Genomic DNA, 25,450 nt, shown 5'->3' with positions numbered 1-25,450 from the left:
CCGGTCGCGAGTTCAGCGCGGTGCCATCCGGATGGCGCCGTCCAGGCGCACCGACTCGCCGTTGAAATAGCCGTTGCGGCACATCTCGACCGCCAGCGAGGCAAACTCTTCCGGCTGCCCCAGGCGCTTGGGGAACGGCACCGACGCGGCCAGCGCGGCCTTGACGTTCTCGGCCGCGCCCTGCAGCAGCGGCGTATTGAAGATGCCCGGCAGGATGGTGTTGACGCGGATGCCTTCGCCCGCCAGGTCGCGCGCGATCGGCAGCGTCATGCCGACCACGCCCGCCTTCGACGCGGAGTACGCGGCCTGCCCCATCTGGCCGTCCTGCGCCGCCACCGAGGCGGTGTTGATGATCACGCCGCGCTCGCCGCCGGCGGTGTCCAGCGTCAGCATGCCGGCGGCCGAACGCGCGATGCAGCGGAAGGTGCCGATCAGGTTGATCTGGATGATGCGCTCGAAGGCGTCGGACGGGAAATGCTTGATCTGGTCCGGCGCTTCCTTGGAACGCGAGGCGGTCTTGATGGCGTTGCCGGTGCCGGCGCAGTTGACCAGGATGCGCTCCTGGCCGATGGCGGCGCGCGCCTTGGCAAAGCCGGCCTCGACCTCGGCCTCGGAGGTCACGTTGACCTGGCAGAACACGCCGCCGAGCTCACGCGCCAGCGCCTCGCCCTTCTCGGCGTTCAGGTCGAACAGTGCCACGCGCACGCCTTGTGCCGCCAGCGCCCGCGCCGTCGCCGCGCCCAGCCCCGAAGCGCCACCCGTCACCACTGCCGATACCGATGCATTGAGTTCCATGCCGTCTTTCCTTTGTTTCTTGTGCCGTGCGGCCGGCGCTGCGCGGCCGCGTTCTGGTTGATGGGGTTGATGCCGGCAGGCGCGAGCAGCGCCTGTACCGGAGTGGGATCGAGATTCGGGGATCGGCGCCGCCGATGCATCGTCTGAAGCGACGAATGCGACGAACGCGACGAACGCGACGAACGCGACGAACGCGACGAACGCGACGAGTGCGACGAGTGCGACGAATGCGCCGGGTGCTTGCACTGGAACGCGCCGGACACGCCGCCCGGCACACCGCGCGACCGATGCGCTACAGTGGCGCGATCGATGGCCACTCCGGCGCCGGCGCTGCCCGGCAGACGATCACCCGCCATGCGCACATCCGAACTTCACGCTTTCGCCCGGCCCCGCCGGCATGCTGTCCTGGCCGCCGCGCTGGCCTTGCTGGCCAGCCTGCTGGCGCTGCTGTGCGCCATGCCGGCGCATGCCGCCGCGGCCGCCCCCGCCAGCCCGCTCGCCGCACTGCTTGCGCCGGCAGAAAAACCCGCGGCGCCCGCCAGCGCCGCTGCCGCGAGCGTGCCGCTGGCGCAGTCGCTGGACCAGGTCATCACCACGCTGCAGGACGATGGCGAGCGGCGTGCACTGGTAAGCCAGCTGCAAACCCTGCGGCAAGGTCTGGCAGCATCCGCGGCCACGGCGGCGCCGGCCTCCGCTTCGGCGCCCGGGCTGATCGGCGTCGTGGCGCAGGTGCTGGACGAAGTCGACGCGCACCTGCGCGAAGACCGCGGCCCGTGGCAATACTGGGGCTGGCGCACGCGCTTCGCGGCCGAGGAATGGCGCGCCGCGCTGACGCACGGCGGCACGCGCCCGGCACTGGACTCGCTGCGCGAATTCGCGCTGGTGCTGGCGGCATGGGGTGTGTGCGGCTGGCTGCTGCGCGAGGCCGGACATCGGCTGCGATTGCGGCGGCAGCGCCCGGCCGGCGCCGCGCACGCGCCGCGCGGCAATCTGCCCGAACTGCCGTCGTGGGTCGACGTCGGCGTCTACATGCTGCGCCATATCGGCCCGTGGGTGGTGGCGTTCGGGCTGACGCTGCTGCTGGCGCGGCAGCTGTTCGCGCAATCGCCGGCCAGCGTCGCCGCCGTGCTGCTGGCCTACGCCATCGTCGCCGGCGCGGTCGCGGCGGCGGTGTGCCAGGTCATCTTCGCGCTGTTCCGCAGCGCGCACCGGCAACTGGCGGTGCGGCAACTGCTGGCGCGTTCCCCGTGGCTGCTGTTCTGCACCGGCGCGCTGGCGGCGCTGGGCAACGGTGCCGCCGACGCGCGCGTGGCCGCGGTGCTGGGCGGCAACCTGTGCGCGCTGGTTTCGACCCTGGCCAATATCGCCGCGGCGCTGGGCATCGGCGCATTCGCGCTGGGCTTCCGCCGCCAGGTCGGCCAGCTGATCAGCCAGCGGCCGCTGGCGTTCCGCCAGGCCCATCCGGCCGTGACCGACCTGCTGCGCCTGGCCGGCCACGCCTGGCACCTGCCGGTGCTGGCGGTGGTGGTGGCGTCGGTGATCGGCACGGTGCTGGCCACCGGGCATGCCGATGTGTTCCTGCGCCGCACGGTGGCGTCGGTGGCACTGTTCGTCGCCGCACTGCTGCTGACCATGGTGCTGGGGCGCTCGCCCAAGGCCGGCGCGCGCCCGCCGCGCATCCGCGACCGCCGCCGCTCGGCCTACCTGCAGCGCTTCGGGCGCTTTGCGCTGGCGCTGGTGCGCGTGCTGGTGTGGGCGGTGTTCGTGGAAATGGTGATGCGCGTATGGGGCTCGTCGCTGGTGCGGCTGGCCGAGTCGTCGGCCATCGGACGCCACCTGACCGAGACCGCGTTCCGCGTCACCAGCACCGTGCTGCTGGCCTGGCTGGTCTGGCTGCTGATCGACACCGCCATCATGCAGTCCCTGTCGCCCACGCACGCGCGCGCGGCGCAGCCCAGCCTGCGGGCCCGGACCATCCTGCCGCTGGTGCGCAATGCGTCGTTCATCGGCCTGCTGGTGCTGACGGTGATCGCGGTGCTGGCCAACCTGGGCGTCAACGTGACGCCGCTGCTGGCCGGCGCCGGCGTGGTCGGCCTGGCGATCGGCTTCGGCGCGCAAAGCCTGGTGCAGGACCTGATCACCGGCCTGTTTATCGTGGTCGAAGACTCCATCGCCATCGGCGACTCGATCGAGCTGCCCGACCACGCCGGCGTGGTCGAGGCCATGACCATCCGCACCGTCAAGCTGCGCGACGCCCGCGGCGCGCTGCACACGCTGCCGTACAGCCAGATCAAGGCGGTCAAGAACCTGTCGCGCGGCTACGGCTACGCCGTGCTCAGCATCGGCATCAGTTACCAGAGCGACCTGGACCGCGCGCTCGACCTGATCCGCACCACCGGTGCCGAGCTGGCGCGCGACCACCGCTACGGCCGCAAGCTGATGTCCGGGCTCGAGATCCTGGGCCTGGACCGCTTCGATCCAAACGGCCCGGTGGTGATGGCGCAGATCAAGACCCGGCCGCTGATGCAGGCGGAGATCACGCGCGCCTTCAATGCCCGCCTCAAGCGCAACTTCGACGCCAGCGGCATCCGCATGGCGTCGCCGAACCTGACCATCCAGGTCGATGGCGGATCAGTGGAGTTGCCCGCCGCGGAGCTGGCGACCAAGGCCGCGCCCCAGTGACCTGCCTGGTCCGGGCGAGCGGCCGAAGCTGCCTGGGACCGCTGGTATCGGGCCGCATAAGAATTTTGCGCCGCACAATCGGGGTTTCCCCCCCCAACACGGGGTATAAAACATACAACATTGTTTGGCATGATTGCGGCACGGCAGGCGCGACCGACGACGCGCGGCCAGTACCAGCCAGTAGCAGCCGTATCGGCGCCACTACAGAACGCCAGAACGGAACCGATAACACAAAGGGATGTAGCCACTTGCCGTGGCGCAGAGCAAGAGGCGTTTGCCACCGGGGGGATCTGAACATGGGCGAACACCCGACAACGGACGAGGACTTCCATCGTCTGGTCGACTCCATCTATGAGTCCGCGCTGGACGTCGCGGCCATGCCCGCCGCCCTCGACCTGTTTTCACGGTACACCTGCACCGTCAGCCCGCGCTACCTGATCTGGGACAAGCTGGCCGGCCATGCCCGCCTCGGCGTGACCCCGCATGGCTGCTTCACCGGCGGTGCCAGCCTGCACGAACGCCTGCCCGGGACGCTCGCCGGCGCCTGCCACGGTGCCGGCCCGGCGCCGTTTGACGCGGCCCCGCTGTGCTGCGGCGGCGCCGCGACCGATGTTGCGGCGCTGGCCTGCAGCGAGCTCGAGCAAGGCATCCGCCTGGTCGAAAACGCCGAAGTCTGCGTGCTGATGAGCGGCACCAACGCCGGCAGCATCAGCACCGGCCAGCGCGAACGGCGCCTGTCGCATGTCATGCCGCACTGGGTGCGCGCCGCGCGCATGCAGCAGCGCAACTTCGAACTGAGCGGGCTGGCCAGCCTGGGCCTGGCCGGGCTCGATACCCTCGACTTCGGCGTGATGGTGCTGCAGGCCGACCTGCGCGTGCGCTACGCCAACAGCTGGGCCGAAGCGCTGGTGCAGGCCGACAGCCACCTGTCGCTGCAGGACGGCGTGCTGCGCGCCCACAGCGACACGCTGCAGGCGGTGCTGCGCAAGCTGCTCGACGGCGCCATGCGCGGCCGCGGCGCCGACGCCGCGTCGGGCTCGTGGATGCATATCACCTCGGGCGGGCAGCCGGTGCCGATCATCGTCACGCCGCTGGTGTCGCGCCAGCCGGTGGAAGGTCCATGGCAGCTGCCCGCGGCGATGCTGCTGCTGGGCAACTCCGAATCGCGCTCGGTGCTGGATGCGGGCGTGCTGACCTCGCTGTTCGGGCTGTCGCGCAAGGAGAGCATCATCGCCATCCGGCTCGCCGCCGGCGAAACCCTGAACGAGATTGCCGAGCGCGAGTTCCTGTCGCCCCATACCGTGCGCGTGCATATCCGCGACACGCTGCGCAAGACCGGCACGCACCGCCAGTCCGAGCTGGTGCGGTTGCTGCACCTGCTGCCCGGCGTCAACCTGGAGCGGGCCGGCATGACCTCGGCGATCCGGCCGCGCACCCCGCGCCCGCGCGCCGCCTGAGCGTCCAGGCTGGTTCGCTGCTTACCGCACCGCGGCCTGCGCCGCCGCCAGGAAGCGCTGCACCTGGCGGTCGCCGTCATCGGGCCGCGCCGCCAGCGCGATGCCGATGCGGCCCGCCGGGCGCGGGCTCGACAACGGCAGGAAGCGCACGCGCCGGTTGGCGTAGCGCGCCGCCACGCTCGGCACCAGCGCTACGCCCAATCCGCTTTCCACCAGGCTGACCTGGGTCTGCACCTGCACCGCCTCCTGCGTGACGCGCGGCACAAAGCCCGCCTGCTGGCACAGCAGCATCGCCACCGCATGCAGGTTGGGCACCTGCGCCGCCGGATACATGATGAAGGGCTGGTCGGCCAGCGCGCGCAGCGCGATCGCGTCGGCGCGCGCGAACGGGCTGTCGGCCGGCACCGCGGCGACGAAGACATCGTTCTCCAGCGGCGTCAGCGCGTAGCCGCCGCTGCCCAGGATCGGGAAGCGCACCAGCCCGGCATCGATCTGGTGCTTCTCCAGCCGGTCCAGGATCGCGGCGGTGGTCGATTCATGCAGGATCAGCTCGATGCCGGGATGCGCGGCGCGGAACGCAGGGATCAGCTTGGGCAGCAGCGCATAGGTGGCCGAGCCGATAAAGCCGATCCGCAACGCGCCGCGCTCGCCCTGCCCCGCCGCGATCGCGGCGGCGCGCGCCTGCTGCGCGTGGAACAGCGCGCGGCGCGCGTCATGCAGCGCGGCCTCGCCCGCCTGCGTCAGCCGCACCCCGCGCGAGGTGCGCACGAACAGCGCCGTGCCGAGCTGCTCCTCGAGCTTGCGGATCGAGATCGAAAGCGGCGGCTGCGCCATGTGCAGCCGCTCGGCGGCGCGGTGGAAGTTGCCGGTCTCGGCCAGTGCGACGAACTGCTGCAGTTGGCGCAGGTCCATGGTGCCAATATCCAGGGAATATCGATTGCTAAAAAACTAATATTAGACCAGCCGGTCCCCGCTGATCTACCCTGTGGCCCACAGTGCAAAAGACCGGAGACACTATGCTGCCGCTTGCAGGCATCCGCGTGGTCGACCTGTCCACCGTGGTGATGGGGCCGTATGCCAGCCAGTGGCTGGCCGACCTGGGCGCCGAGGTGATCAAGGTCGAGCCGCCCGAGGGCGATTCCACGCGCCGCACCGGGCCCGCCGCCGAAGCCGGCATGGCGGCGATCTTCCTGGGGGTCAACCGCGGCAAGCGCAGCGTGGTGCTGGACCTGAAGCAGCCCGCCGCGCAGGCCGCGCTGGCGCGCGTGCTGGACACTGCGGACGTGCTGATGCACAGCATGCGCCCGCAGAAGCTGGCGGCGCTCGGGCTCGATCCCGACACCGTGCGGGCGCGCCATCCTGACCTGGTCTTCGTCAGCCTGCTGGGCTTTGCCGAGGACGGCCCCTATGGCGGCCGGCCGGCCTACGACGACATCATCCAGGGCCTGTCGGGAAATGCCGCGCTGATGGCGGCGCAGACCGGCGACAGCCGCTACTTCCCCACCATTGCCGCGGACAAGACCAGCGGGCTGGTGGCGGCGCTGTCGGTGTGCGCGGCGCTGGCCGGCCGCGCGCGGCGCCAGGCGGATGGCAGCGCCGGCCATGGCACGCTGGTGGAAGTGCCGATGTTCGAGTCGATGGTGGCGTTCAACCTGGTCGAGCACTTCTACGGCCACCACTTCGAGCCGCCGCGCGGCCCGAGCGGCTATCCGCGCGTGCTGGCGCCGTTGCGCCGCCCCTACCGCAGCGCCGACGGCCATGTCTGCATGATGCCGTACACCGATGCGCACTGGCGCGACTTCTTCCATGCGGCCGGACGCCCCGAGCTGGCTGCCGATGCGCGCTTTGCCGACATCGCCGCCCGCACCGAGCATATCGAGACCCTGTACGAACTGACCGGCGAGATCGTGCGGGCGCACGGCACCGCGCACTGGGTGGCGCTGTGCGAACGGCTGCAGATACCGGTGGCGCGCATCAACACGCTCGACGACCTGCCGCACGATCCGCACCTGGCCGCCACCGGCTTTTTCGAGACCGCCGACGATCCGGCCATGGGCAGGCTGCGCTTTCCCGGCGCGCCGGTGCGTTTCGACGGCCAGCGCGCAGCGCTGGCGCTGCCGCCGCGGCTGGGCGAGCACACCCGCGCGGTGCTGGCCGACGCCGGCCTCGCCGACGAACAGATCGAGCAACTGCAACAGAGCGGCGCCGCGTACTGCGCCGCCGGCCCGGAGACACCATGACGCATGCCGAACTGCCCCGCCTGGGCCAGGGCTTCTACTGGCAAGACCTGCACGAGGGCCAGGCCTTCCGCACCTTCGCCCGCACCGTGACCGAGACCGACCTGGTCAACTTCATCTCGGTCACCGGCATGGTCGAGGCCATCTTTATCGAAGCCGGCTACGACGGCGGCGCGATCCAGGGCCGGCCGGTGCCGGCGGCGCTGACCTATACGCTGATCGAGGGTTTTATCCTGCAGACCATGATCCAGGGCACCGGGCTGGCAATGCTGGAGCTGACGCAACAGATCCACGGCCCGGTGCTGGTCGGCGACACCATCCACGCCACCGTGACCGTGACCGGCATCCGCCCGACCTCGCGCAATGGCCGCGCCGTGGTGGATTCGCGCATCGAGGTGTTCAACCAGCGCGGGGAACAGGTGATGACCTATACCGCGCGCCGGCTGCTGGCGGGTCGGTAACGTTGCGCGGCATCCAAAGCACGCCTCTGCCATATCAAGCGACAGGACTCAAACGTGACCCCATTGCTTTCCACCTTCAGCCTGACCTCCCTGCCGCCGCACGCCGTGGCGTTCCGTGGCGAAGTACGGGCCTTTCTCGATCAACACCTGCCGGCGCTGCCGCCGGAAACGCGCGCGCGCTCGTGGATGGGGTTCGATGCCGGCTTCAGCCGGGCGCTGGCCGCGCGCGGCTGGGTCGGCATCACGCTGCCGGCGCAGTACGGCGGCGCGGGGCTGGATCCGTTCTCGCGTTTCGTGCTGGTGGAAGAATTGCTGGCGTGCGGCGCGCCGGTGTCGGCGCACTGGATTGCCGACCGCCAGAGCGGCCCGCTGATCCTGCGCTACGGCAACGACGCGCAGAAAGCGCGCTACCTGCCTGCAATCAGCCGCGGCGAGGCCTTTTTCTGCATCGGCATGAGCGAGCCCAATTCCGGCTCGGACCTGGCCAGCGTGGCCACGCGCGCGGTGCGCCAGCCGGACGGCAGCTGGCGCCTGAACGGGCGCAAGATCTGGACCACCAATGCCGACCGCTGCCACTTCATGATCGCGCTGGTGCGCACCTCGGGCACGCCGCAGGACCGGCAGGCCGGGCTGTCGCAGTTCATCGTCGACCTGCATGCGCCGGGCGTCACGGTGCGGCCGATCCGCGACCTGGCCGGCGATGCGCATTTTTCGGAAGTGACCTTCGACGACGTGACGCTGGCCGCGGATGCGCTGGTCGGCAACGAGGGCAGCGGCTGGGAACAGGTCAACGCCGAGCTGGCGTTCGAGCGCAGCGGCCCGGAGCGGCTGTATTCCAGCGTGGTGCTGCTCGACACCTGGCTCGACGCCGTGCGCCGGCTGCCGCCCGCGCGGCGCGACACCGTCACCGCGGGCCGGCTCGCCGGCCACCTGGCGGTGCTGCGCGCGATGTCGCTGGCGGTCACGGCGCGGCTGGCCGCGGGCGAAAGCCCGGTGGTGGAGGCCGCGCTGGTGAAGGACCTGGGCACTACCTTCGAGCAATCGATCCCGGCGCTGGTCGAAGCCGCGCTCGGCGACGAACCTGCGCTCGCGGCCGATGGCGCGCTGTACCGCACCCTGGCCTATGTGACGCAGATCGCACCGTCGTACTCGCTGCGCGGCGGCACCCGCGAAATCCTGCGCGGCATGATCGCGCGCGGGCTGGGCCTGCGCTGATCCGCTCCCGTCGACCGCCATCCTGAACGAGATCGCCCATGCATAACGCCTACTCCGATGCCCTCGACGCGCTGCTGCGCGACTGCTGCACGCCCGCCACGGTGCGCGCGCTGGAACAGCAGGCCGATCCGCAGCCGCTATGGCAAGCGCTATGGCAAGCGCTGCAAGACAGCGGCTTCGCCGACTGCCTGTTGCCCGAATCAGCCGGCGGCGCCGCGCTGGCGCTGCGCGAGCTGGCGCCGGTGCTGTTCGTCACCGGCCGCCACGCGCTGCCGTTGCCGCTGGCGCAGACCATCTTTGCGCGCGCGCTGCTGCATGCCGCCGGCGTCGCGCTGCCCGACGGCCCGATAGTGCTGGCAAGCTTTGACGACGGCGCCGCCGCCACGCTGGTAGCGGACGCCCGCCATGCGCAGTGGTTCCTGCTGCAGGATGGCGAGCGCTGCCTGCTGCTGCCCGCCGCGGCGGCGCGCGCCGAGGCCACCGGTGCGCACGGCGACCTGACCCTGCGCGTGCCGCGACCGGACGCCGCCGTGCCCGCGGCATTCCAGCTGCCGGCCGGCACCGTGCGCACGCTGGGCGCCTGCCTGCACGCGGCGCAACTGGCCGGCGCGCTGTCGCATGTGCTCGACCTGACGCTGCAATACGCCAACGACCGCCAGCAGTTCGGCCGCGCCATCGGCAAGTTCCAGGCAATCCAGCACCAGGTCAGCGAGATGGCCGAGCATGTCGCCGCGGCGCGGGTGGCGGCGCAGCTAGCCTGCGACAGCGACGGCGCCACGCCCGACCCGCTGCGCGCGGCGATCGGCAAGCTGCGCGCCAGCGACGCGGTCACGCCGGTGGCTGCGATCGCCCACGCCGTGCACGGCGCGATCGGCATTACCGAGGAATATGACCTGCAGCTCTATACGCGCCGGCTGCATGCGTGGCGCGTGGCGGACGGGTCGGAACGCTGGTGGAGCCGCGTGCTGGGCGAGTCCGTCTGCGCCAGCGACGGCCGCAACGCGGTGGAACTGGTGCGCGACTGGTGCGAGCCGGCGCCCGCCGATCAGGCGGCCAGGCTCAGCCCGCTGCCGTGCGGGCGGCGGTGGCGGCGCTCAGGCTTGCATTCGTACTTGAGCTCGGTGCGGCCGTCTTCATAGGCCACTTCCAGCCGCACGGTAAAGCCCCACAGCCGGGTCACGTGCCGCACCACTTCATCGAAGTTGTGCGCCAGCGGACGCCGGTCGTTCTGCAGGTGGCGCAGCGTCAGCGAGCGGTCGCCGCCGACATCGACGTTGGTGACCTGGATATTGGGCTCCATGCTGGACAGGTCGTACTGCGCCGCCATCAGCTGGCGGATCGAGCGGTAGCCCTCGTCGTCATGGATCGCGGTCACGCGCAGCTTGCCCTCGCGGTCATCGTCCAGCACCGAGAACAGCTTGAGCTCGCGGATCACGCGCGGCGACAGGAACTGCAGCAGGAAGCTCTCGTCCTTGAAGTTGCGCATGGCGAAGTCCAGCGTCTTGCGCCAGTCGGTGCCGGCGATCTCGGGCGCCCAGCGGTAGTCTTCGTCGGTCGGGTTCTCGCACATGCGGCGCAGGTCCTGGAACATCAGGAAGCCCACCGTGTAGGGGTTCATACCGCTGTAGTAGGGGCTGTGGTAAGGCGGCTGGTAGATGACATTGGTGTGCGCCTGCAGCAGCTCCATCATGAAGGCGTCGTTGACCAGCTTTTCCTCGTACAGCTGGTTGATGATGGTGTAGTGCCAGAACGTGGCCCAGCCTTCGTTCATCACCTTGGTCTGGCGCTGCGGATAGAAGTACTGCGCGATCTTGCGCACGATGCGCACGATCTCGCGCTGCCATGGCGCCAGCTTGGGCGCGTTCTTCTCGATGAAGTACAGCAGGTTCTCCTGCGGCTCGGGCGGGAACGGCACATCCGGCTCGGACGTGTCGTCTTCCGACGCCAGCGCGTGCGGCCGGTGCTTGGGCAGCGTGCGCCACAGGTCGTTGACCTGCATCTGCAGGTAGTTCTCGCGGTCGGCCTGGCGCGCCTTTTCCTCGGTGATCGACAGCTTCTTGGGCCGCTTGTAGCGGTCCACGCCGTAGTTCTGCAGCGCGTGGCAGGAATCCAGCAGCAGTTCCACCTCCTGCTCGCCGTAGCGCTGCTCGCACTCGGCCACGTAGTTCTTGGCGAACAGCAGGTAGTCGACGATGGCGTCGGCGTTGGTCCAGGTGCGGAACAGGTAGTTGCCCTTGAAGAAGGAGTTGTGGCCGTAGCAGGCATGCGCGATCGTCAGCGCCTGCATCGGCATGGTGTTTTCCTCCATCAGGTAGGCGATGCAGGGATTGGAGTTGATCACGATCTCGTAGGCCAGCCCCATGTGCCCGCGCTGGTAGCTGCGCTCCGACGCCAGGAAGTGCTTGCCGTAGGACCAGTGGCTGTAGCCCACCGGCAGCCCCGCCGACGCGTAGGCGTCGAGCATCTGCTCGGCGGTGATGATCTCGATCTGGTTGGGATAGGTATCCAGGCCGAATTCTCCGGCGATGCGGGAAATCTCGCGGTCATACCGGTTGATCAGCTCGAAGGTCCATTCCGAACCCGTGGACAGATAAGCCATCGTCGCCCCTTTCGTCCGCGCAGGACAGGCAGGCCGGTGCTTGCGGCGCGGGCGCGCCGCCCGGTCCCCTGTCTTGCCAATATTGCCTTCTTCACCGCGGCTTGCCGGTCATTGCCACCAACCACCGGCCAGCACTGATTATGCCGCGCGTTTCTGGAACAGGTCGTGCAGCACCGGGTAGATCTCGTCCGCGCCGATGATGCGCTGCATCGCAAAGTGATCGAACTGGCTCTTCACCGTCAGATACTCTTCCCAGAGGTTCTGCGGCTCTTCCGACGCTACCTCCACATAGGCGTAATACTGCACCAGCGGCAGGATCGACTCGCGCAGCAGCCGCCCGCACAGCTCGGAATCGCCGGCCCAGTTATCCCCGTCCGAGGCCTGCGCGCAATAGATGTTCCACTGGCTGGGCGGATAGCGGTCATGGATGACCTCCACCATCAGCTTCAGCGCGCTCGACACGACGGTGCCGCCGGACTCGCGCGAGTGGAAGAAATCTTCCTCTTCGACTTCCTTCGCCACGGTGTGATGGCGGATAAACACCACGTCGATGCGCACGTAGTTGCGCTTCAGGAACAGGTACAGCAGCATGAAGAAGCGCTTGGCCAGGTCCTTGCGGCTCTCGTCCATCGAGCCGGACACGTCCATCAGGCAGAACATCACCGCCTGCGCCTGCGGGCGCTTCTTCAGCACGCGGTTGTTGTAGCGCAGGTCGAGCTTTTCGATAAAGGGAACGCGGTCGATGCAGGCGCGCAGGTGCCGCATCTTCTCCATCAGCTCGAGCGTGCCTTCCGCATACGGTCCGTCCTGCTCCAGCGCCTCGGCATAGGCCAGCTCCAGCTGGCGCAGTCGCTTCTGGTAGGGGCTGGACAAGGCGATGCGCCGCCCCAGCGAACTGCGCATGGTGCGCAGGATCGACAGGTTGGACGGGGTGCCGTCGATGGAATAGCCGGCGCGCACCTTGCGCACCTCGGCAATCTTGGCGAGGTGGCGCTTGGCCAGGTCCGGCAGCGCCATGTCCTCGAAGAAGAAATTGAGGAAGTCCTCGCGCGACAGCGTGAAGACGAAATCGTCCTCGCCCTCGCCGCTGTCGCTGGCGCGTGAACCGGTCCCGCCGCCGCCCTGCTGCTGGCGGTCGAAGGAATCGCCCTTGACGAACTTCTTGTTGCCAGGGTGAATCCACTCGCGCCGCCCGCCCGGGCCGTGGTGGAAGATCGGTTCGCTGATGTCCTTGACCGGAATGGACACCTGCCCGCTCTGCTCGATGTCCATGATCTTCCGGCCGGACACCGCCTTTGCCACCGCTTGCCGGATCTGCTCGCGGTAGCGCTTGATGAAGCGTTGCTGGTTGACGGCACTCTTGTTGCCGCCGTTTTCGCGCCGATCGATGACCGTAGCCATATGTTGCCCTCGTTGAGAGACCCGTTCCGCGGCGCCGTTACGATGACTTTCTTACGCGCAGATACCACTCCACCAACAGTCTCACTTGCTTGGGCGTGTACCCCTTCTCGACCATGCGGTTGACGAAGTTCTCGTGCTTGTCCTGGTCTTCGCGCGAAGATTTGGCATTGAACGAGATCACCGGCAGCAGGTCCTCCGTAGTGGAGAACATGCGCTTCTCGATCACCATCCGCAGCTTTTCATAGCTGGTCCAGACCGGGTTCTTGCCACCGTTGTTGGCCCGCGCCCGCAGCACGAAGTTGACGATCTCGTTGCGGAAGTCCTTCGGGTTCGAAATCCCCGCGGGCTTTTCCACTTTTTCCAGCTCGTCGTTCAGCGCGTTGCGGTCGAGGATTTCGCCGGTGTTGGGATCGCGGTACTCCTGGTCCTGGATCCACAGGTCGGCGAACACCACATAGCGGTCGAAGATGTTCTGCCCGTACTCCGAATACGATTCCAGGTAAGCAGTCTGGATCTCCTTGCCGATGAACTCCACGAACGGCGTGGTCAGGTACTCCTTGATATACGACAGCAGCTTGGCTTCCTGCTCCGGCGGGAACTGCTCGCGCTCGATCTGCTGCTCGAGCACGTACAGCAGGTGCACCGGGTTGGCCGCCACTTCGGTGTTGTCGAAGTTGAAGACCTTGGACAGGACCTTGAACGCGAAGCGCGTCGACAGCCCGTTCATGCCCTCGTCGATGCCGGCGTAGTCGCGGTATTCCTGGTAAGACTTCGCCTTCGGGTCGACGTCCTTCAGGCTCTCGCCGTCGTAGACGCGCATCTTCGAGAAGATGTTGGAATTCTCCGGCTCCTTGATGCGCGTGAGCACGGCGAACTGCGCCATCATCTTCAGCGTGTTGGGCGCGCACGGCGCGGCCGACAGCGAACTGCTGCGCAACAGCTTGTCGTAGATCTTGACCTCGTCGGACACGCGCAGGCAGTAAGGGACCTTGACGATATAGATCCGGTCGAGGAAGGCCTCGTTGTTCTTGTCCGCCTTGAAGGTCTGCCACTCGGCCTCGTTCGAGTGCGCCAGGATGACGCCGTCGAACGGGATCGCACCAAAGCCTTCGGTGCCCTTGTAGTTGCCTTCCTGGGTCGCGGTCAGCAGCGGGTGCAGCACCTTGATCGGCGCCTTGAACATTTCGACGAACTCGAGCAGGCCGCGGTTGGCCAGGCACAGGCCGCCGGAATACGAGTACGCGTCCGGGTCGTCCTGCGGGAAGTCCTCGAGCTTGCGGATGTCCACCTTGCCCACCAGCGACGAGATGTCCTGGTTGTTCTCGTCGCCCGGCTCGGTCTTCGAGATTGCGATCTGCGACAGCACCGAAGGACGCAGCTTCACCACCTTGAACTTGGTGATGTCGCCGTTGAACTCGTGCAGGCGCTTCACTGCCCATGGCGAGGCAATGGTATTGAGATAGCGCAGCGGGATGCCGTAGTCCTCTTCCAGGATCTTGCCGTCTTCTTCCGGCGAGAACAGGCCCAGGGGCGATTCGTGGATGGGCGACCCCTTCAGCGCGTAGATGGGGATCTGCTCCATCAACGCCTTCAGCTTCTCCGCGAGCGAGGACTTGCCGCCGCCGGGAGGCCCCAGCAGATACAGGATCTGCTTGCGCTCTTCCAGGCCCTGCGCCGCGTGCTTGAAGAACGAGACGATCTGCTCGATCGTGTCCTCCATGCCGTAGAAGTCGCGGAAGGCCGGATAGATGCGAATGACCTTGTTGAAGAACAGGCGGGACAGCCTGGGATCGTGGTGGGTATCCACCAGCTCAGGCTGACCGATCGCGGCGAGCATGCGTTCGGCAGCAGTCGCGTAGGCAGTCGGATCCTTCTTGCAGATCTCCAGGTATTCCTGGATGCTGTATTCCTCTTCCTTGCGAGCTTCGAACCGCGTAGCGTAATGGCCAAAAATGTCCATACCTCACTCCCGTCAGAGTTCACGTCCGAGGCGTAGGTAGTGCTACCCCCAAGGCTTCGCGCAACGTTCGCGGTACACCACCCCGGCCTGGCGACCTGTCATGTTGCGAAGTCTTTACTTCATCATAGTCAAATAACGGCGATGGTGGAGGTCGAGTTGACGAATCCTGCATCGACACAACGGTTGTTTCGTACTGCCTTGCCGCTGCTCTTTGCCGCCGGATTCTTCGATCAGCTTGCGCTGGTTTTTACTCGGCTTCGCCCCCGCGCGCGACGGGCCATTGACCATGCTTGTGACACACCTTACACCTTTCCCGCCATCCGTGCACATCCGGTTTTGTAACCATAAGCACGAAAGCCGGCACAGGTGCCGGCTTTCATTTTTGCGCATGTCGTCAGTCGTTTTGCGGCGTCCGGCGCTGGCTGCGAGCACTGGCACACAGACAGTGCTGATAGCGCGGCGCCCGCGCTGACAGCGTCAGAGCGTGCGCGCGACCAGCTCCTTCATGATCTCGTTGGAGCCGCCGAAGATCTTGCTGACGCGTGCGTTGGCGTACATGCGCGCGATCGGGTATTCCAGCATGTAGCCATAGCCGCCGTGCAACTGCAGGCACTCGTCGATGACCTGGCAGTTCTGTTGGGTGCACCACCATTTGGCCATCGCCGCGGTGGCGGCGTCGAGCTGGCCGTCCATCAGGCGCTGCATGCAGTCATCGACGAAGGTCGCGGCGATGGTCGCCACGGTCTTGCATTCGGCCAGCTTGAAGCGCGTGTTCTGCAGGTCGCCGAGCGGCTGGCCGAACACCTTGCGCTGGCGCACGTAGTCGGTGGTCAGCTCGATCGCGCGCTGCATGGTGGCGACCGCGCCCAGCGCAATGATCATGCGCTCCTGCGGCAGCTGCTGCATCAGCTGGTAAAAGCCCTGCCCTTCCTGCGTGCCGAGCAGGTTGTCGCACGGCACCAGCACGTCGTCGAAGAACAGCTCGGCGGTGTCCTGGCCCTTCTGCCCGATCTTTTCCAGGATGCGGCCGCGACGGAAGCCGGGCAGGTCGCGGGTTTCCACCATGACCAGCGACACCCCGCGCGACCCGGTTTCCGGATCGGTCTTGGCGACCACGCAGATAAGGTCGGCGTGGTAGCCGTTGGTGATGAAAGTCTTGGCGCCGTTGATGCGATAGCAGTCTCCGTCCGCGGTCGGTTCCCGCAGCGCGCGGGTGCGTATCGCTTTGAGGTCGGAACCGGCGCCGGGTTCCGACATCGCGATCGCGGCCACCAGTTCGCCGCTGGCCATCTGCGGCAGCCACTTCTGTTTCTGCGCTTCGGTGCCGTAGCGCAGCAGGTAATGCGCCACGATGCCGCTGTGGACGTTGTTGCCCAGGCTGGTGCACACCGCGCGCGACATCTCCTGGGTGATGATGGCCTCGTGGGCGAAGGTGCCCCCGCCGCCGCCGTATTGCTCGGGGACGCTGGCGCACAGCAGGCCGATCTGGCCGGCGCGGCGCCAGACGTCGCGGTCGATGTAGCCCTGCTCGGCCCAGCGCGCTTCGTTGGGGGCGAGTTCGCGCTCGACGAAGCGGCGCACGGTGTCCCGGAACATTTCCAGGTCTTCGTTCATCCAGGGGGTCTGGCGTGCGGCGGGCGCCGCGTGCTGGTCTTGGGATCCCATAAGTAGTACTGGTATCAGGGTAAACGTGAATCATGAAGCGGCAGGACTCGGCCAATGCCCGACACCTGCCTATATAAAAAGGGGCGAAAAACAGGGACGGCCAATGCTGCAGGGCAGCAAGCCCTTGCCCCCGGCCGTCAGTCCGGCCAGCGGTAGCGCAGCGGCTGCTTGGCCATGAAACGGTCGGCGGCTTCGCGGCGGTAGCCGGTGGAGAAGGCGATGCCCTGCGCGTCCGCCTCCATCGCCAGCATGGTGCCCAGGTCCTGGCCCAGCGACGCATTGAGCGCCTGCTTGGTCAGGCTGACCGCGACCGGCGAGGCCTCGGTGAATGCCTGCGCGAGCGCCCGGGCGCGCGCCTGCAGGCCGTCGGCCGGCACGATTTCCATGACGATGCCAAGGTCTTGCGCCGCCTGCGCATCGAGCTCGCGCATCGAGAACATCAGCGCCTTGGCCCGCTGCAGCCCGATCATGCGCGGCAGCGTGTAGAACACGCCACAGTCAGGCACCAGCCCCATGCGCAGGAACGGCAGCCCGAAGCGCGCGCGCGGCGTGGCGAGGATGATGTCGGCCGTCAGCGCCAGGCTGAAGCCCGCGCCATAGGCGGCGCCGTCGACCGCGGCAATGACCGGCACGTCGAGCTGGATCAGGTCCTCCAGCCAGCCGTGCAGCTTGCGCAGCCGCCTGCGGCCCTGCTCGGCGCTGATCTCGACCTGCATCGAGCTGATGTCGCCGCCCGACGAGAAATCGGTGCCGGCGGCGGTCAGGATCAGGGCGCGCACGCTGTCGTCGTCCCGTATCCGGCGAATCACTTCGCCGATCTCCTCGCGCATCTGCAGCGACAGCGCGTTCTTGCGCGCCGGCGCGTCCAGCGTCAGCGTGGCGACGCCGTCCTCCAGGGCAAAACGGATGGTTTCCATGGCTTGGGCTCCGCGATGGTGTCAGTCGAGCTGGATGTTGGCGTCGCGCACGATCCTGGCCCACTTGGGCGTGTCGCCGGCGACCACGGCTGCCAGTTCCTGCGGCGTCGAGCCGACCGGCTGCAAACCCATGCCGGCCAGCTTTGCCGTCACTTCGGGCAGCCGCACGATGCGCGCGGTCTCGGCGGCCAGTTTTGCGGTCACGTCTTTGGGCGCGTTGCCGGGCAGGAACAGCCCGAACCAGCCATTGGGCTCGAACCCGGCCAGGCCCAGCTCGGAGAAGGTCGGCACATTGGGCAGCGCCTTGTAGCGCTGGGTCCCGGTGATGCCCAGGATCCTGAACTTGCCGCTGGTGAGATAGGGGTTGGCCGAGGTTACGTCGACAAAGGCGCTGTCCACCTGGCCGCCGAGCAGGTCGCTCATCAGCGGCGCCGCGCCCTTGTACGGGATGTGCGTAATCTCGATGCCGGCCTGCTGCCGCAGCAGTTCGCCGTGCAGGTGCGACGAGGTGCCGTTGCCGTACGAGCCATAGCTGAGCTTGCCGGACTTGGCCAGCGCCAGGAACTCGCGCATGGTTCTGGCCGGCACGCGGTTGGGCACCACGAACAGGTCGGACGACTTGGCGATCAGCGACACCGGGGTGAAGTCTTTGGCGACGTCGTACGGGGTGCGCTTGTACAGCGCCGGCGACTGGATCAGCGCGGTGATCGCCAGCAGCAGGGTGTAGCCGTCGGCCGGCGCCTTGGCGACGGTGTCGTTGCCGAGCATGCCGCTGGCGCCGGGCTTGTTTTCGACCACCACCGGCTGGCCCAGGCTTTCGGCCAGGCGCTGGCCTATCAGCCGCCCCACGGTATCGGTGCCGCCGCCGGCCGGGTATGGCACGATCAGCCGGATCGGCTTGGCGGGATACGGCTGCTGGGCGAAGGCCTGGCCCGCGTTGCCAAGGATGGCCGCGCCGGCCAGGGTGCCGGCCTGCGCCAGCCAGTTGCGTCTGCTCTGCTGCATGGTGTCTCTCTCTTTGCTGCTGGGGTTGCTGCTCGGATTGCTGCGCCGGACAGGCATCACCGGTAGGCTCAGGCGCCTGGCTGGTCCGCCTGCATCTCGCGCTCCTGCAGTGCGCGCCACAGGATCTTGCCGGTGGCCGACTTGGGCAGCGCGTCGACCACGTCGACGATGCGCGGCACCTTGTACGCCGCCATATGCTCGCGGCACCAGGCCATGATGCGTTCGGGGTCGGCCTCGGCCGTGCCGCGCGCGTCGGGGCGCAGCGCCACCACCGCCTTGACGGTTTCGCCGCGGCGCTCGTCGCGCGCCGCGATCACGCAGGCCTCGTGGATGGCCGGGTGGCCGTACAGCATGTTCTCTACCTCGGCCGGCCAGACCTTGTAGCCGGACGCGTTGATCATGCGCTTGAGGCGGTCGCGCATGAAGAAGTAGCCCTCCTCGTCCATAAAGCCCAGGTCGCCGGTGCGCAGGAAGCGCTTGCCGTCGAGCTCGATGAAGGTGGCGGCGTTGGCGTCTTCGTTGTGCCAGTAGCCCTGCATCACCTGGCCGCCGTGGACCACGATCTCGCCGGTCTCGCCGTGCGGCAGCTCGCGCAGCGTTTCGGGGTCGACCACGCGCGCGTCGACGCCGAAGGTGGCGATGCCCAGGCATTCGCGCTTGGGCTGGTTGCGCGGGTTCGACAGGATGAAGGCCGCGGTCTCAGTCATGCCGTAGGCCTCGACATAGGGCAGGCCGAAGCGCTGCTGCAGCATGTTGGCCACCGCTTCCGGCATGGCCGCGCCGCCGCCGCCGACATAGGCCAGGCTGGACAGGTCGCGCGCATCGATGCCGGGCTGCGAGAAAAAGTCCACCATCATCGCCGGCGGCGCGCCCCACACCGAGACGCGGTAGCGCTCGATCAGGTCCGCGGCCAGCGCCCGGTCCCAGCGCGGCATCAGCACCACCGTCGCGCCCAGGTAGAGCGGCGAGTTCATGCAGTTCTGCATGCCCAGCAGGTGGAACATCGGCGCCACCGCCAGCACCACCGATTCGGGCGAGCCGCCACGCCAGATCACCGAACCGGCGGCCGCGGTCATCAGCGTGCCGTGGGTATGCATGCAGCCCTTGGGGTTGCCGGTGGTGCCGGAGGTATAGGCGAGCATGCACAGCGTGTCGTGGCCGGCCTGGTGCGGCAGCGGCCGGTGTCCGGCGCCGCTGGCGGTGTCCCACGCCACCGGCATCGCGCCGGACGGCGCGGCCTGTGGAGCGGGCGGCGCTTCGCGCAGCCAGGCCGGCACTGGCAGGCCGCCGTCGTCGCGCAGCATGCCCGCGTAGTCGTGCAAGATCACGTGGCGCAGCGCCGTGCCGTGCAACGGCGCCATGCGCGGATACAGCTCGCTGCCGGCGAAGGCCGCGACCGCGCCGCTGTCGTGCACCACGTGGGCAAGTTCGGCTTCGAGCCACATCGGGTTGGCGGGCACCACCACGGCTTCGGCGCGCAGGATGGCGTAGTAGGCAATGATGAACTGCGGGCAGTTCTGGCTGAACAGCACCACCCGGTCGCCCGGCTGGATGCCGCAGGCGTGCTGCAGGTAGCCGGCCATCCGTTCGATCTGTTCGCGCAGCTGGCCATACGAGATCGCGGTGCCGAAGTACTGGATCGCGGTCTTGTCCGGATAGCGCTGCGCCGCGACCTCGACGTTGTAGAACAGGCTGGTGCGCGGCGTATGCAGCGTCGGCGGCAGGCCGGGCGGCCAGGCGGGGGAACGGAACGGCTGGGTGGTGCTTGTGGCAGGCTTCATTGCAGCAATGGGTGGGTCAAATACGAGTCGGATTCAAGCGGAAAGGGCTCAATCCAGGCGGATATTGCGCGTACGGATCACCTTGCCCCAGCGCACGTAGTCGGCCTGGATGGTCTGGGCGAACGCATCCGGCGTGCTGCCGGTCAGGATCACGCCAAGGTCGTTCATGCGCTTGCGCACGTCGGGCTGCGCCAGCACGCGGTTGACGTCGGCGGAGAATTTCTCGACGATCGGGCGCGGCGTGGCGGCCGGCAGCAGCAGGCCGAACCAGCCCATGGCGTCCATGCCCTCGATGCCGGCCTCGCGGAAGGTCGGCACCTCCGGCAGTTGCGGCGCGCGCGCGGGCCCGGTCACCGCCAGCGCGCGCAGGCGGCCGCTGGCGACATGGGGCTTGGCGCCCATCACCGAGATCACCGCCGCCGGCACCTGGCCGCCGAGCAGGTCGTTCAGCTCCGGCGCCTCGCCCTTGTACGAGACATGGAGCATGTCGATCTTGGCGGCGTCGTTGAAGACCTCGCCATACAGGTGGCCGCTGGAGCCCGCGCCAAACGACCCATAAGAGAACTGCTTGGGCTTGGTGCGCACCAGCGCGATAAAGTCCTTCAGGTTGGTGGCCGGCACGGCATTGGTATTGACCGCGAACACCAGGTTGGTGGTGCCGAGCTCGGACACCGCGGCGAAGTCCTTGACCGGGTCGTACGGCGCGCGCGCATACAGGCTCGGCGCCTGCACCAGCGGCGTGATCGTCAGCAGCGCGGTATGGCCGTCGGCCTCGGCACGGGCAACCACTTCGGCGCCCAGCATGCCGCTGGCGCCCGGGCGGTTCTCCACCACCACCGGCCGCTTCCACTGCTTGCCCAGCCCCTCGGCCAGCGCGCGCGCCAGCACGTCGGTGGCGCCGCCGGCCGGGAACGGCACCACCATGCGTACGGTGCGGGCCGGGAATTCCTGCGCGTGCGCCATGCCCGCGCCGAGCAAGCCGGCGGCCAGGCCGCTCCACGCCAGCAATCCGGCGCCGAGGCGGCCAAGGGTACGGCGACGCGGACTGCGCTCCCCACTACGACGATCTGCCTGCATGTGCTGTCTCCTTTGGTTTTTCCGGGGGCGGGCATGGGCTTTGTGCCGCATTGCTGGATCCGCCCGGGCCGGTGGGCCGGCCTTGTAGAGGTGCTTGCCGGAGAGTGCGCGATGCTGCGGTGCGTGGACAATGACCAGACGCGCCAAAATGATTGGCCGAATCGCTCAGGCGGAAGGCAGGCTTTGGCAAATCCCGATTGTGCGGCGCCGCGCGGGCTTGCTAAGGTGGCGCCATGATGTGGCCAGAGGGCTGAAAGGCCTGGAGAGGCCGGCACCGGCGTGTCGCCGTGACGAGGAGACCCATGCAAACAGCCGTTCTGCCATCGCTGCGCCCGCCGATGCCGGGCAAGCCGCACATTTCCGGCCACGCGCTGCCGGGAGCGCGCCTGCGCGACGCCGGCAGCCTGCCGGCATCGGGCGCGACGGCGGAGCCGCCCGCGCCGGCTCGCCACACCATCGCCATCCAGCACGTGACGCATATCCTGCAGGGGGCGCGCAGGCTCGGCTACGACATCGACGCGCTGCTGCGCCGCGCGGATATCTCGCCGGCGCTGCTGGCCTCGCCCAGCGCGCGCGTGACGCAGGGCCAGTATGCGGCGCTGATCCGCACGCTGCGCCGGGTCACGCGCGATGAGCTGTGGGGACTGCTGGACCGGCGCGTGACCCCCGGCGTATTCGCGCAGGTGTGCCGCAGCCTGGTCCATTGCGCCACACTCGAGGACGCCATCCGCACCGGGCTGCGCCTGTACCGGCAGCATATCGACGCCTTCGCGCCGCGCCTGCATGTGGATGCAGACGGCAAGACCGCGGCGGTGGTGCTGCATCCGCGCGCGCCCGCGTCGGCGTGCCGCAGCTTTGCCGAATCGACCTTTGTGTTCCACGCCTATGCGCTGGTCAGCTGGCTGGTCGCGGGTCAGATCCCGCTGACTCGCGTCGACCTGAGCGCCGCCGCGTCGCAGGGCCGCACCGATACCGAGCGCGTGTTCAAGGCCAGGGTCAGCTACGGCCAGCCCGTCACCGCGCTGCACTTCGACGCCGCTTCGCTGCGCCTGCCGGTGATGCAGGACGCCGCCAGCCTGCGCGACTTCCTGCACGAGACCCCGCGCAACCTGCTGATCCGCTACCGCGACAACAGCTGCCTGGCCGAACGCATCCGGCAGCACCTGCGCTCGCACCTTGACGACGAACTGCCGTCGCTGGAGCAGATGGCGCAGCTGCTGCGGCTGACGCCGCAGACCCTGCGCCGCCGGCTGCGCGACGAAGGCCGCGGCTACCAGAGCATCAAGGACAGCCTGCGGCGCGACGTGGCCATCGGCATGATGGAGCGCCCCGGCATGACGCTGCAGGACGTGGCGCTGCGGCTCGGCTTTTCCGAGCCAAGCACGTTCCATCGCGCCTTCAAGAAATGGACCGGCGTGGCGCCGGGGGAATACCGGATGCGCGGCATGCGCAAGGAAGGCGTGCCGGCGGCCTAGCCGGCGATGGCACAGCCGCCGGCCTACTCGAGCCGGATCTCGCCGTCGAAGCGCGCCTGCAGCTTCACCGCCGCCAGCTCCAGCGTCACCGACACCGGCAGGTGCTCGTTGCCAGCCAGCGTGCCGTCGGCCACGGCGCGGGCGATGGCCTGCTCGATCTCGCGCTGGGAATTCACGCCCACCACCTTCAGGAACTTGCGGATGCTGAGGTTGAAGGTTTCTTCGTCCATGGCTGTCTCCGGGAAGGAAGCGGCATGTGGCCGCTATCCGGACAGCCTACGCCAGTGACGGCATCCGTGCAGCGCCGGGCCGGCCCGCGTCGATGACGCGGCCGCCGGCACGGGCTCAGACCACGCCCTGCTCGCGCAGCCGGGCGATGCGTTCAGCCGACAAACCCAGCACCGTCTCCAGCACCTGCTCGGTATGCTGCCCCAGCCGCGGCGGCGGCGCGTCATATTGCACCGGGGTCGCCGACAGCCGCAGCGGGCTCTTTACAGTCGGGCACAGGCTGCCGTCGTCGCGCACCAGGTCGACCTGCAGCTCGCGATGCCGCACCTGCGGATCCTCCAGCACCTGGCCATAGTCGTTGATCGGCCCGCACGGAATGCCCTGCGCTTCCAGCGCCTGCACCCAGTGCGCGGTCGGCCGCGTGCGCATATGCGCCTCGAGCAGCGGCACCAGCGTGTCGCGGTGGATGATGCGGCCGGGGCCGGTGGCAAAGCGCTCGTCCGCGGCCAGGTCCGGACGCTCGACGCCGCGGCAGTACGCCTGCCACTGCCCGTCGTTGCCGGCCGCGACGATCATGTAGCCGTCGGCGGTGGCGAACACATGGTAGGGCACCATGTTGGCGTGCGCGTTGCCGTAGCGCGGCATGGCCTGGCCGGTGACGCGCTGCGCGATGATCGGGGTGGCGCCGACCGCCACCACCGCGTCGAGCAGCGCCATGTCGATATGCTGGCCCTCGCCGGTGCGTTCGGCATGGCGCAGCGCGGCCAGCACCGCCACGGTGGCGTACATGCCGGTCAGCATGTCGACCACCGCCACGCCCACCTTCTGCGGCCCGCCGCCGGGCAGGTCGTCGCGCTCGCCGGTGACGCTCATCAGGCCGCCCAGCCCCTGGAAGATAAAGTCGTAGCCGGGCTTGTGCGCGCTCGGCCCGGTCTGGCCATAGCCCGTGATCGAACAGTAGACCAGCGCCGGGTTGACCGCCTTCAGGCTGTCATAGTCCAGCCCGTAGCGCTTCAGGTCGCCGACCTTGTAGTTCTCCAGCACGATCTGCGACTTCGCGGCCAGCTCGCGCACGATCTGCTGCCCTTGCGGGCTGGCGATATCGAGCGTGACCGACTGCTTGCCGCGGTTGGCACCGGCAAAGTAGGTGGCGTCGCGCGACGGCTGCCCGTCCGCGCCCGGCAGCCACGGCGGCCCCCACGAGCGGGTATCGTCGCCGGCGCCGGGACGCTCGACCTTGATCACCTCGGCGCCCAGGTCCGCCAGGTTCTGCGCGCACCACGGCCCGGCCAGGATGCGCGACAGGTCCAGCACGCGCACGCCGGCCAGCGCGCCGAGCGCCGGGGCCTGAGCGCGCGCCGAGGCTTGAGCGCCCGCCATCAGATCGGGTCCCAGCTGATCACGTCGGGCGAGCGCTCCAGCTTGAAGAAGCTGCTGCGCATCGCCGGCATCGCGACCTCGCCCACCGACTCCGGCGTCCAGCCCTCGCTCATATGGACCGAGCGCACCGGACGCGGCTGGCTCATCAGGATGATCTCGTTGGCACGCACCGCGAAGATCTGGCCGTTGACCTCGCTCGCCGCCGGGCTCGCCAGGTAGACCGCGACCGGGCCGATCTTGCCGGCTTCCATCTTCTGCAGCTTGGCCACGCGCGCCTTTTCTTCCGGCGTTTCGGCCGGGATCGAGCTGGTCATGCGGCTCCACGCGAACGGCGCGATGCAGTTCGAACGCACGTTGAAGCGCTGCATGTCCAGCGCGATCGACTTCGACAGCGCGGCGATGCCCAGCTTGGCAGCCGAGTAGTTGGCCTGGCCGAGGTTGCCGATCAGGCCCGAGGTCGAGGTCATGTGCACGTAGGCGCCGCTCTCCTGGTCCTTGAAGTAGTTGGCCGCGGCGCGGCTGACGAAGAAGGTGCCGTTCAGGTGCACGTCGATCACCGAGCGCCATTCTTCCTCGTTCATCTTGAAGAACATGCGGTCGCGCAGGTTGCCGGCGTTGTTGACCACGGCGTCGATGCGGCCGAAGTTGTCGAGCGCGCATTGCACGATGGCGTTGGCGCCGGCCCAGGTCGACACGCTGTCGGTGCTGGCCACGGCTTCGCCGCCGGCAGTGCGGATTTCCTCGACCACGCGCTGCGCGGGGCCGGCGTCGCCGCCTTCGCCGGTCATCGACACGCCCAGGTCATTGACCACCACCCTGGCACCGGCGGCCGCCATGGCCAGCGCGATGCCGCGCCCGATCCCGCCCCCGGCGCCCGTCACCAGCGCAACCTTGCCTGCCATCAAACCGCTCATTGCATGTCTCCTCTGAACTCGACCTCTGAATACATTTTGTGCGGTCACCGACCGCAAACCCGGTGAAACAGCCTCCGCGCAGCGGGCAGCGCCCGCCGCTGCGGTCAATCCGGATGTCCACGCCGCAGCGGATACGATAAATTGACGCCCGACCGTTTGGAATTCACGAATCACAAAACTGGCCTTTGGCCTGACAGAAGC

General features: G+C 68.3%; 21 protein-coding genes. 7 read left to right on the top strand and 14 right to left on the bottom strand.

Going from position 1 to position 25,450, the window contains the following annotated elements:
* Positions 1–12: 12 nt before the first annotated feature.
* A complete protein-coding gene (locus A2G96_RS23580) occupies positions 13–795 on the bottom strand; it encodes an SDR family NAD(P)-dependent oxidoreductase (protein WP_025586544.1) in 783 nt (260 codons plus the stop codon).
* On the bottom strand, positions 762–1,151 hold the full coding sequence (locus A2G96_RS33480) for a hypothetical protein (RefSeq protein ID WP_150124239.1): 390 nt from the start codon (positions 1,149–1,151) through the stop codon (positions 762–764). Before A2G96_RS33480 ends, A2G96_RS23580 begins: the two co-directional genes overlap by 34 nt.
* Between A2G96_RS33480 and A2G96_RS23575 the strand changes: the two genes are divergently transcribed.
* Together A2G96_RS23575 and A2G96_RS23570 are read left to right on the top strand one after the other, a co-directional pair.
* Positions 1,150–3,477, top strand: coding sequence for a mechanosensitive ion channel family protein (locus tag A2G96_RS23575; RefSeq protein WP_062802639.1), 2,328 nt, complete (start codon positions 1,150–1,152; stop codon positions 3,475–3,477). The two genes, A2G96_RS33480 and A2G96_RS23575, sit on opposite strands and share 2 nt — an antisense overlap.
* Positions 3,478–3,773: 296 nt before the next feature.
* On the top strand, positions 3,774–4,934 hold the full coding sequence (locus A2G96_RS23570) for a helix-turn-helix transcriptional regulator (RefSeq protein WP_062802638.1): 1,161 nt from the start codon (positions 3,774–3,776) through the stop codon (positions 4,932–4,934).
* 21 nt (positions 4,935–4,955) lie between these two features.
* Here the strand turns inward: A2G96_RS23570 and A2G96_RS23565 are convergent, their stop codons facing one another.
* On the bottom strand, positions 4,956–5,846 hold the full coding sequence (locus tag A2G96_RS23565; protein ID WP_062802637.1) for a LysR family transcriptional regulator: 891 nt from the start codon (positions 5,844–5,846) through the stop codon (positions 4,956–4,958).
* A 104-nt stretch (positions 5,847–5,950) separates the two neighbouring features.
* On the opposite strand from A2G96_RS23565, the gene A2G96_RS23560 reads away from it, so the two are divergent.
* From A2G96_RS23560 to A2G96_RS23545, 4 genes are read left to right on the top strand one after another with little or no spacing between them, the layout of a single operon-like run.
* On the top strand, positions 5,951–7,174 hold the full coding sequence (locus tag A2G96_RS23560) for a CaiB/BaiF CoA transferase family protein (RefSeq protein ID WP_062802636.1): 1,224 nt from the start codon (positions 5,951–5,953) through the stop codon (positions 7,172–7,174).
* Entirely contained in the window at positions 7,171–7,632 is a 462-nt protein-coding gene (locus A2G96_RS23555) for a MaoC family dehydratase (RefSeq protein ID WP_062802635.1), read from the top strand. The genes A2G96_RS23560 and A2G96_RS23555 overlap by 4 nt, the downstream gene beginning before the upstream one ends.
* Positions 7,633–7,686: 54 nt before the next feature.
* Positions 7,687–8,847 carry an acyl-CoA dehydrogenase family protein gene (locus A2G96_RS23550; protein WP_062802634.1) on the top strand — a complete coding sequence of 387 codons (1,161 nt, stop codon included), beginning with the start codon at positions 7,687–7,689 and terminating at the stop codon, positions 8,845–8,847.
* Positions 8,848–8,885: 38 nt separating this feature from the next.
* A complete protein-coding gene (locus A2G96_RS23545; protein ID WP_231909732.1) occupies positions 8,886–9,986 on the top strand; it encodes an acyl-CoA dehydrogenase family protein in 1,101 nt (366 codons plus the stop codon).
* On the opposite strand, the gene A2G96_RS23540 is transcribed toward A2G96_RS23545, so the two are convergent.
* The 8 genes from A2G96_RS23540 to A2G96_RS23505 form a co-directional block, all read right to left on the bottom strand.
* Entirely contained in the window at positions 9,893–11,446 is a 1,554-nt protein-coding gene (locus A2G96_RS23540; RefSeq protein ID WP_062802633.1) for a SpoVR family protein, read from the bottom strand. The two genes, A2G96_RS23545 and A2G96_RS23540, sit on opposite strands and share 94 nt — an antisense overlap.
* A 138-nt stretch (positions 11,447–11,584) precedes the next feature.
* Positions 11,585–12,847, bottom strand: coding sequence for a YeaH/YhbH family protein (locus A2G96_RS23535; RefSeq protein WP_062802632.1), 1,263 nt, complete (start codon positions 12,845–12,847; stop codon positions 11,585–11,587).
* Between the two features lie 37 nt (positions 12,848–12,884).
* A complete protein-coding gene (locus A2G96_RS23530; protein WP_012355394.1) occupies positions 12,885–14,807 on the bottom strand; it encodes a PrkA family serine protein kinase in 1,923 nt (640 codons plus the stop codon).
* 477 nt (positions 14,808–15,284) lie between these two features.
* Positions 15,285–16,472: an acyl-CoA dehydrogenase family protein gene (locus A2G96_RS23525; protein WP_062802631.1), complete on the bottom strand. Its 1,188-nt coding sequence runs from the start codon at positions 16,470–16,472 to the stop codon at positions 15,285–15,287.
* Between the two features lie 137 nt (positions 16,473–16,609).
* Positions 16,610–17,389, bottom strand: a complete 780-nt coding sequence (locus tag A2G96_RS23520; RefSeq protein ID WP_062802630.1) for an enoyl-CoA hydratase/isomerase family protein — start codon at positions 17,387–17,389, stop codon at positions 16,610–16,612.
* A gap of 21 nt (positions 17,390–17,410) precedes the next feature.
* Positions 17,411–18,394 carry a Bug family tripartite tricarboxylate transporter substrate binding protein gene (locus A2G96_RS23515; RefSeq protein ID WP_062802629.1) on the bottom strand — a complete coding sequence of 328 codons (984 nt, stop codon included), beginning with the start codon at positions 18,392–18,394 and terminating at the stop codon, positions 17,411–17,413.
* A 68-nt stretch (positions 18,395–18,462) separates the two neighbouring features.
* Complete coding sequence (locus A2G96_RS23510) at positions 18,463–20,175, bottom strand: long-chain fatty acid--CoA ligase (protein ID WP_062802628.1); 1,713 nt, start codon at positions 20,173–20,175, stop codon at positions 18,463–18,465.
* 48 nt (positions 20,176–20,223) lie between these two features.
* On the bottom strand, positions 20,224–21,252 hold the full coding sequence (locus A2G96_RS23505; RefSeq protein WP_082819080.1) for a tripartite tricarboxylate transporter substrate binding protein: 1,029 nt from the start codon (positions 21,250–21,252) through the stop codon (positions 20,224–20,226).
* 302 nt (positions 21,253–21,554) lie between these two features.
* Here A2G96_RS23505 and A2G96_RS23500 point away from each other — a divergent pair, with 302 nt between their 5' ends.
* Complete coding sequence (locus A2G96_RS23500) at positions 21,555–22,727, top strand: AraC family transcriptional regulator (RefSeq protein WP_062802626.1); 1,173 nt, start codon at positions 21,555–21,557, stop codon at positions 22,725–22,727.
* A 23-nt stretch (positions 22,728–22,750) separates the two neighbouring features.
* On the opposite strand, the gene A2G96_RS23495 is transcribed toward A2G96_RS23500, so the two are convergent.
* The 3 genes from A2G96_RS23495 to A2G96_RS23485 form a co-directional block, all read right to left on the bottom strand.
* Positions 22,751–22,957 (bottom strand): DUF6494 family protein, encoded by a 207-nt coding sequence (locus A2G96_RS23495; protein ID WP_062802625.1) that lies wholly within the window; start codon positions 22,955–22,957, stop codon positions 22,751–22,753.
* A gap of 115 nt (positions 22,958–23,072) precedes the next feature.
* Positions 23,073–24,335: a CaiB/BaiF CoA transferase family protein gene (locus A2G96_RS23490; RefSeq protein ID WP_062802624.1), complete on the bottom strand. Its 1,263-nt coding sequence runs from the start codon at positions 24,333–24,335 to the stop codon at positions 23,073–23,075.
* Positions 24,335–25,249, bottom strand: coding sequence for an SDR family NAD(P)-dependent oxidoreductase (locus A2G96_RS23485; protein WP_062802623.1), 915 nt, complete (start codon positions 25,247–25,249; stop codon positions 24,335–24,337). Before A2G96_RS23485 ends, A2G96_RS23490 begins: the two co-directional genes overlap by 1 nt.
* Positions 25,250–25,450 lie beyond the last annotated feature (201 nt).

This window comes from Cupriavidus nantongensis, from assembly GCF_001598055.1.
GTDB lineage: Bacteria > Pseudomonadota > Gammaproteobacteria > Burkholderiales > Burkholderiaceae > Cupriavidus > Cupriavidus nantongensis.
This window is presented reverse-complemented; position numbering and strand designations above follow the sequence as displayed.

Coding starts and splice junctions, on each gene's coding strand:
- A2G96_RS23580 (WP_025586544.1), bottom strand. CDS start 795: ATGGAACTCAATGCATCGGTATCGGCAGTGGTGACGGGTGGCGCTTCG.
- A2G96_RS23575 (WP_062802639.1), top strand. CDS start 1,150: ATGCGCACATCCGAACTTCACGCTTTCGCCCGGCCCCGCCGGCATGCT.
- A2G96_RS33480 (WP_150124239.1), bottom strand. CDS start 1,151: ATGGCGGGTGATCGTCTGCCGGGCAGCGCCGGCGCCGGAGTGGCCATC.
- A2G96_RS23570 (WP_062802638.1), top strand. CDS start 3,774: ATGGGCGAACACCCGACAACGGACGAGGACTTCCATCGTCTGGTCGAC.
- A2G96_RS23565 (WP_062802637.1), bottom strand. CDS start 5,846: ATGGACCTGCGCCAACTGCAGCAGTTCGTCGCACTGGCCGAGACCGGC.
- A2G96_RS23560 (WP_062802636.1), top strand. CDS start 5,951: ATGCTGCCGCTTGCAGGCATCCGCGTGGTCGACCTGTCCACCGTGGTG.
- A2G96_RS23555 (WP_062802635.1), top strand. CDS start 7,171: ATGACGCATGCCGAACTGCCCCGCCTGGGCCAGGGCTTCTACTGGCAA.
- A2G96_RS23545 (WP_231909732.1), top strand. CDS start 8,886: ATGCATAACGCCTACTCCGATGCCCTCGACGCGCTGCTGCGCGACTGC.
- A2G96_RS23540 (WP_062802633.1), bottom strand. CDS start 11,446: ATGGCTTATCTGTCCACGGGTTCGGAATGGACCTTCGAGCTGATCAAC.
- A2G96_RS23535 (WP_062802632.1), bottom strand. CDS start 12,847: ATGGCTACGGTCATCGATCGGCGCGAAAACGGCGGCAACAAGAGTGCC.
- A2G96_RS23530 (WP_012355394.1), bottom strand. CDS start 14,807: ATGGACATTTTTGGCCATTACGCTACGCGGTTCGAAGCTCGCAAGGAA.
- A2G96_RS23525 (WP_062802631.1), bottom strand. CDS start 16,472: ATGGGATCCCAAGACCAGCACGCGGCGCCCGCCGCACGCCAGACCCCC.
- A2G96_RS23520 (WP_062802630.1), bottom strand. CDS start 17,389: ATGGAAACCATCCGTTTTGCCCTGGAGGACGGCGTCGCCACGCTGACG.
- A2G96_RS23515 (WP_062802629.1), bottom strand. CDS start 18,394: ATGCAGCAGAGCAGACGCAACTGGCTGGCGCAGGCCGGCACCCTGGCC.
- A2G96_RS23510 (WP_062802628.1), bottom strand. CDS start 20,175: ATGAAGCCTGCCACAAGCACCACCCAGCCGTTCCGTTCCCCCGCCTGG.
- A2G96_RS23505 (WP_082819080.1), bottom strand. CDS start 21,252: ATGCAGGCAGATCGTCGTAGTGGGGAGCGCAGTCCGCGTCGCCGTACC.
- A2G96_RS23500 (WP_062802626.1), top strand. CDS start 21,555: ATGCAAACAGCCGTTCTGCCATCGCTGCGCCCGCCGATGCCGGGCAAG.
- A2G96_RS23495 (WP_062802625.1), bottom strand. CDS start 22,957: ATGGACGAAGAAACCTTCAACCTCAGCATCCGCAAGTTCCTGAAGGTG.
- A2G96_RS23490 (WP_062802624.1), bottom strand. CDS start 24,335: ATGGCGGGCGCTCAAGCCTCGGCGCGCGCTCAGGCCCCGGCGCTCGGC.
- A2G96_RS23485 (WP_062802623.1), bottom strand. CDS start 25,249: ATGAGCGGTTTGATGGCAGGCAAGGTTGCGCTGGTGACGGGCGCCGGG.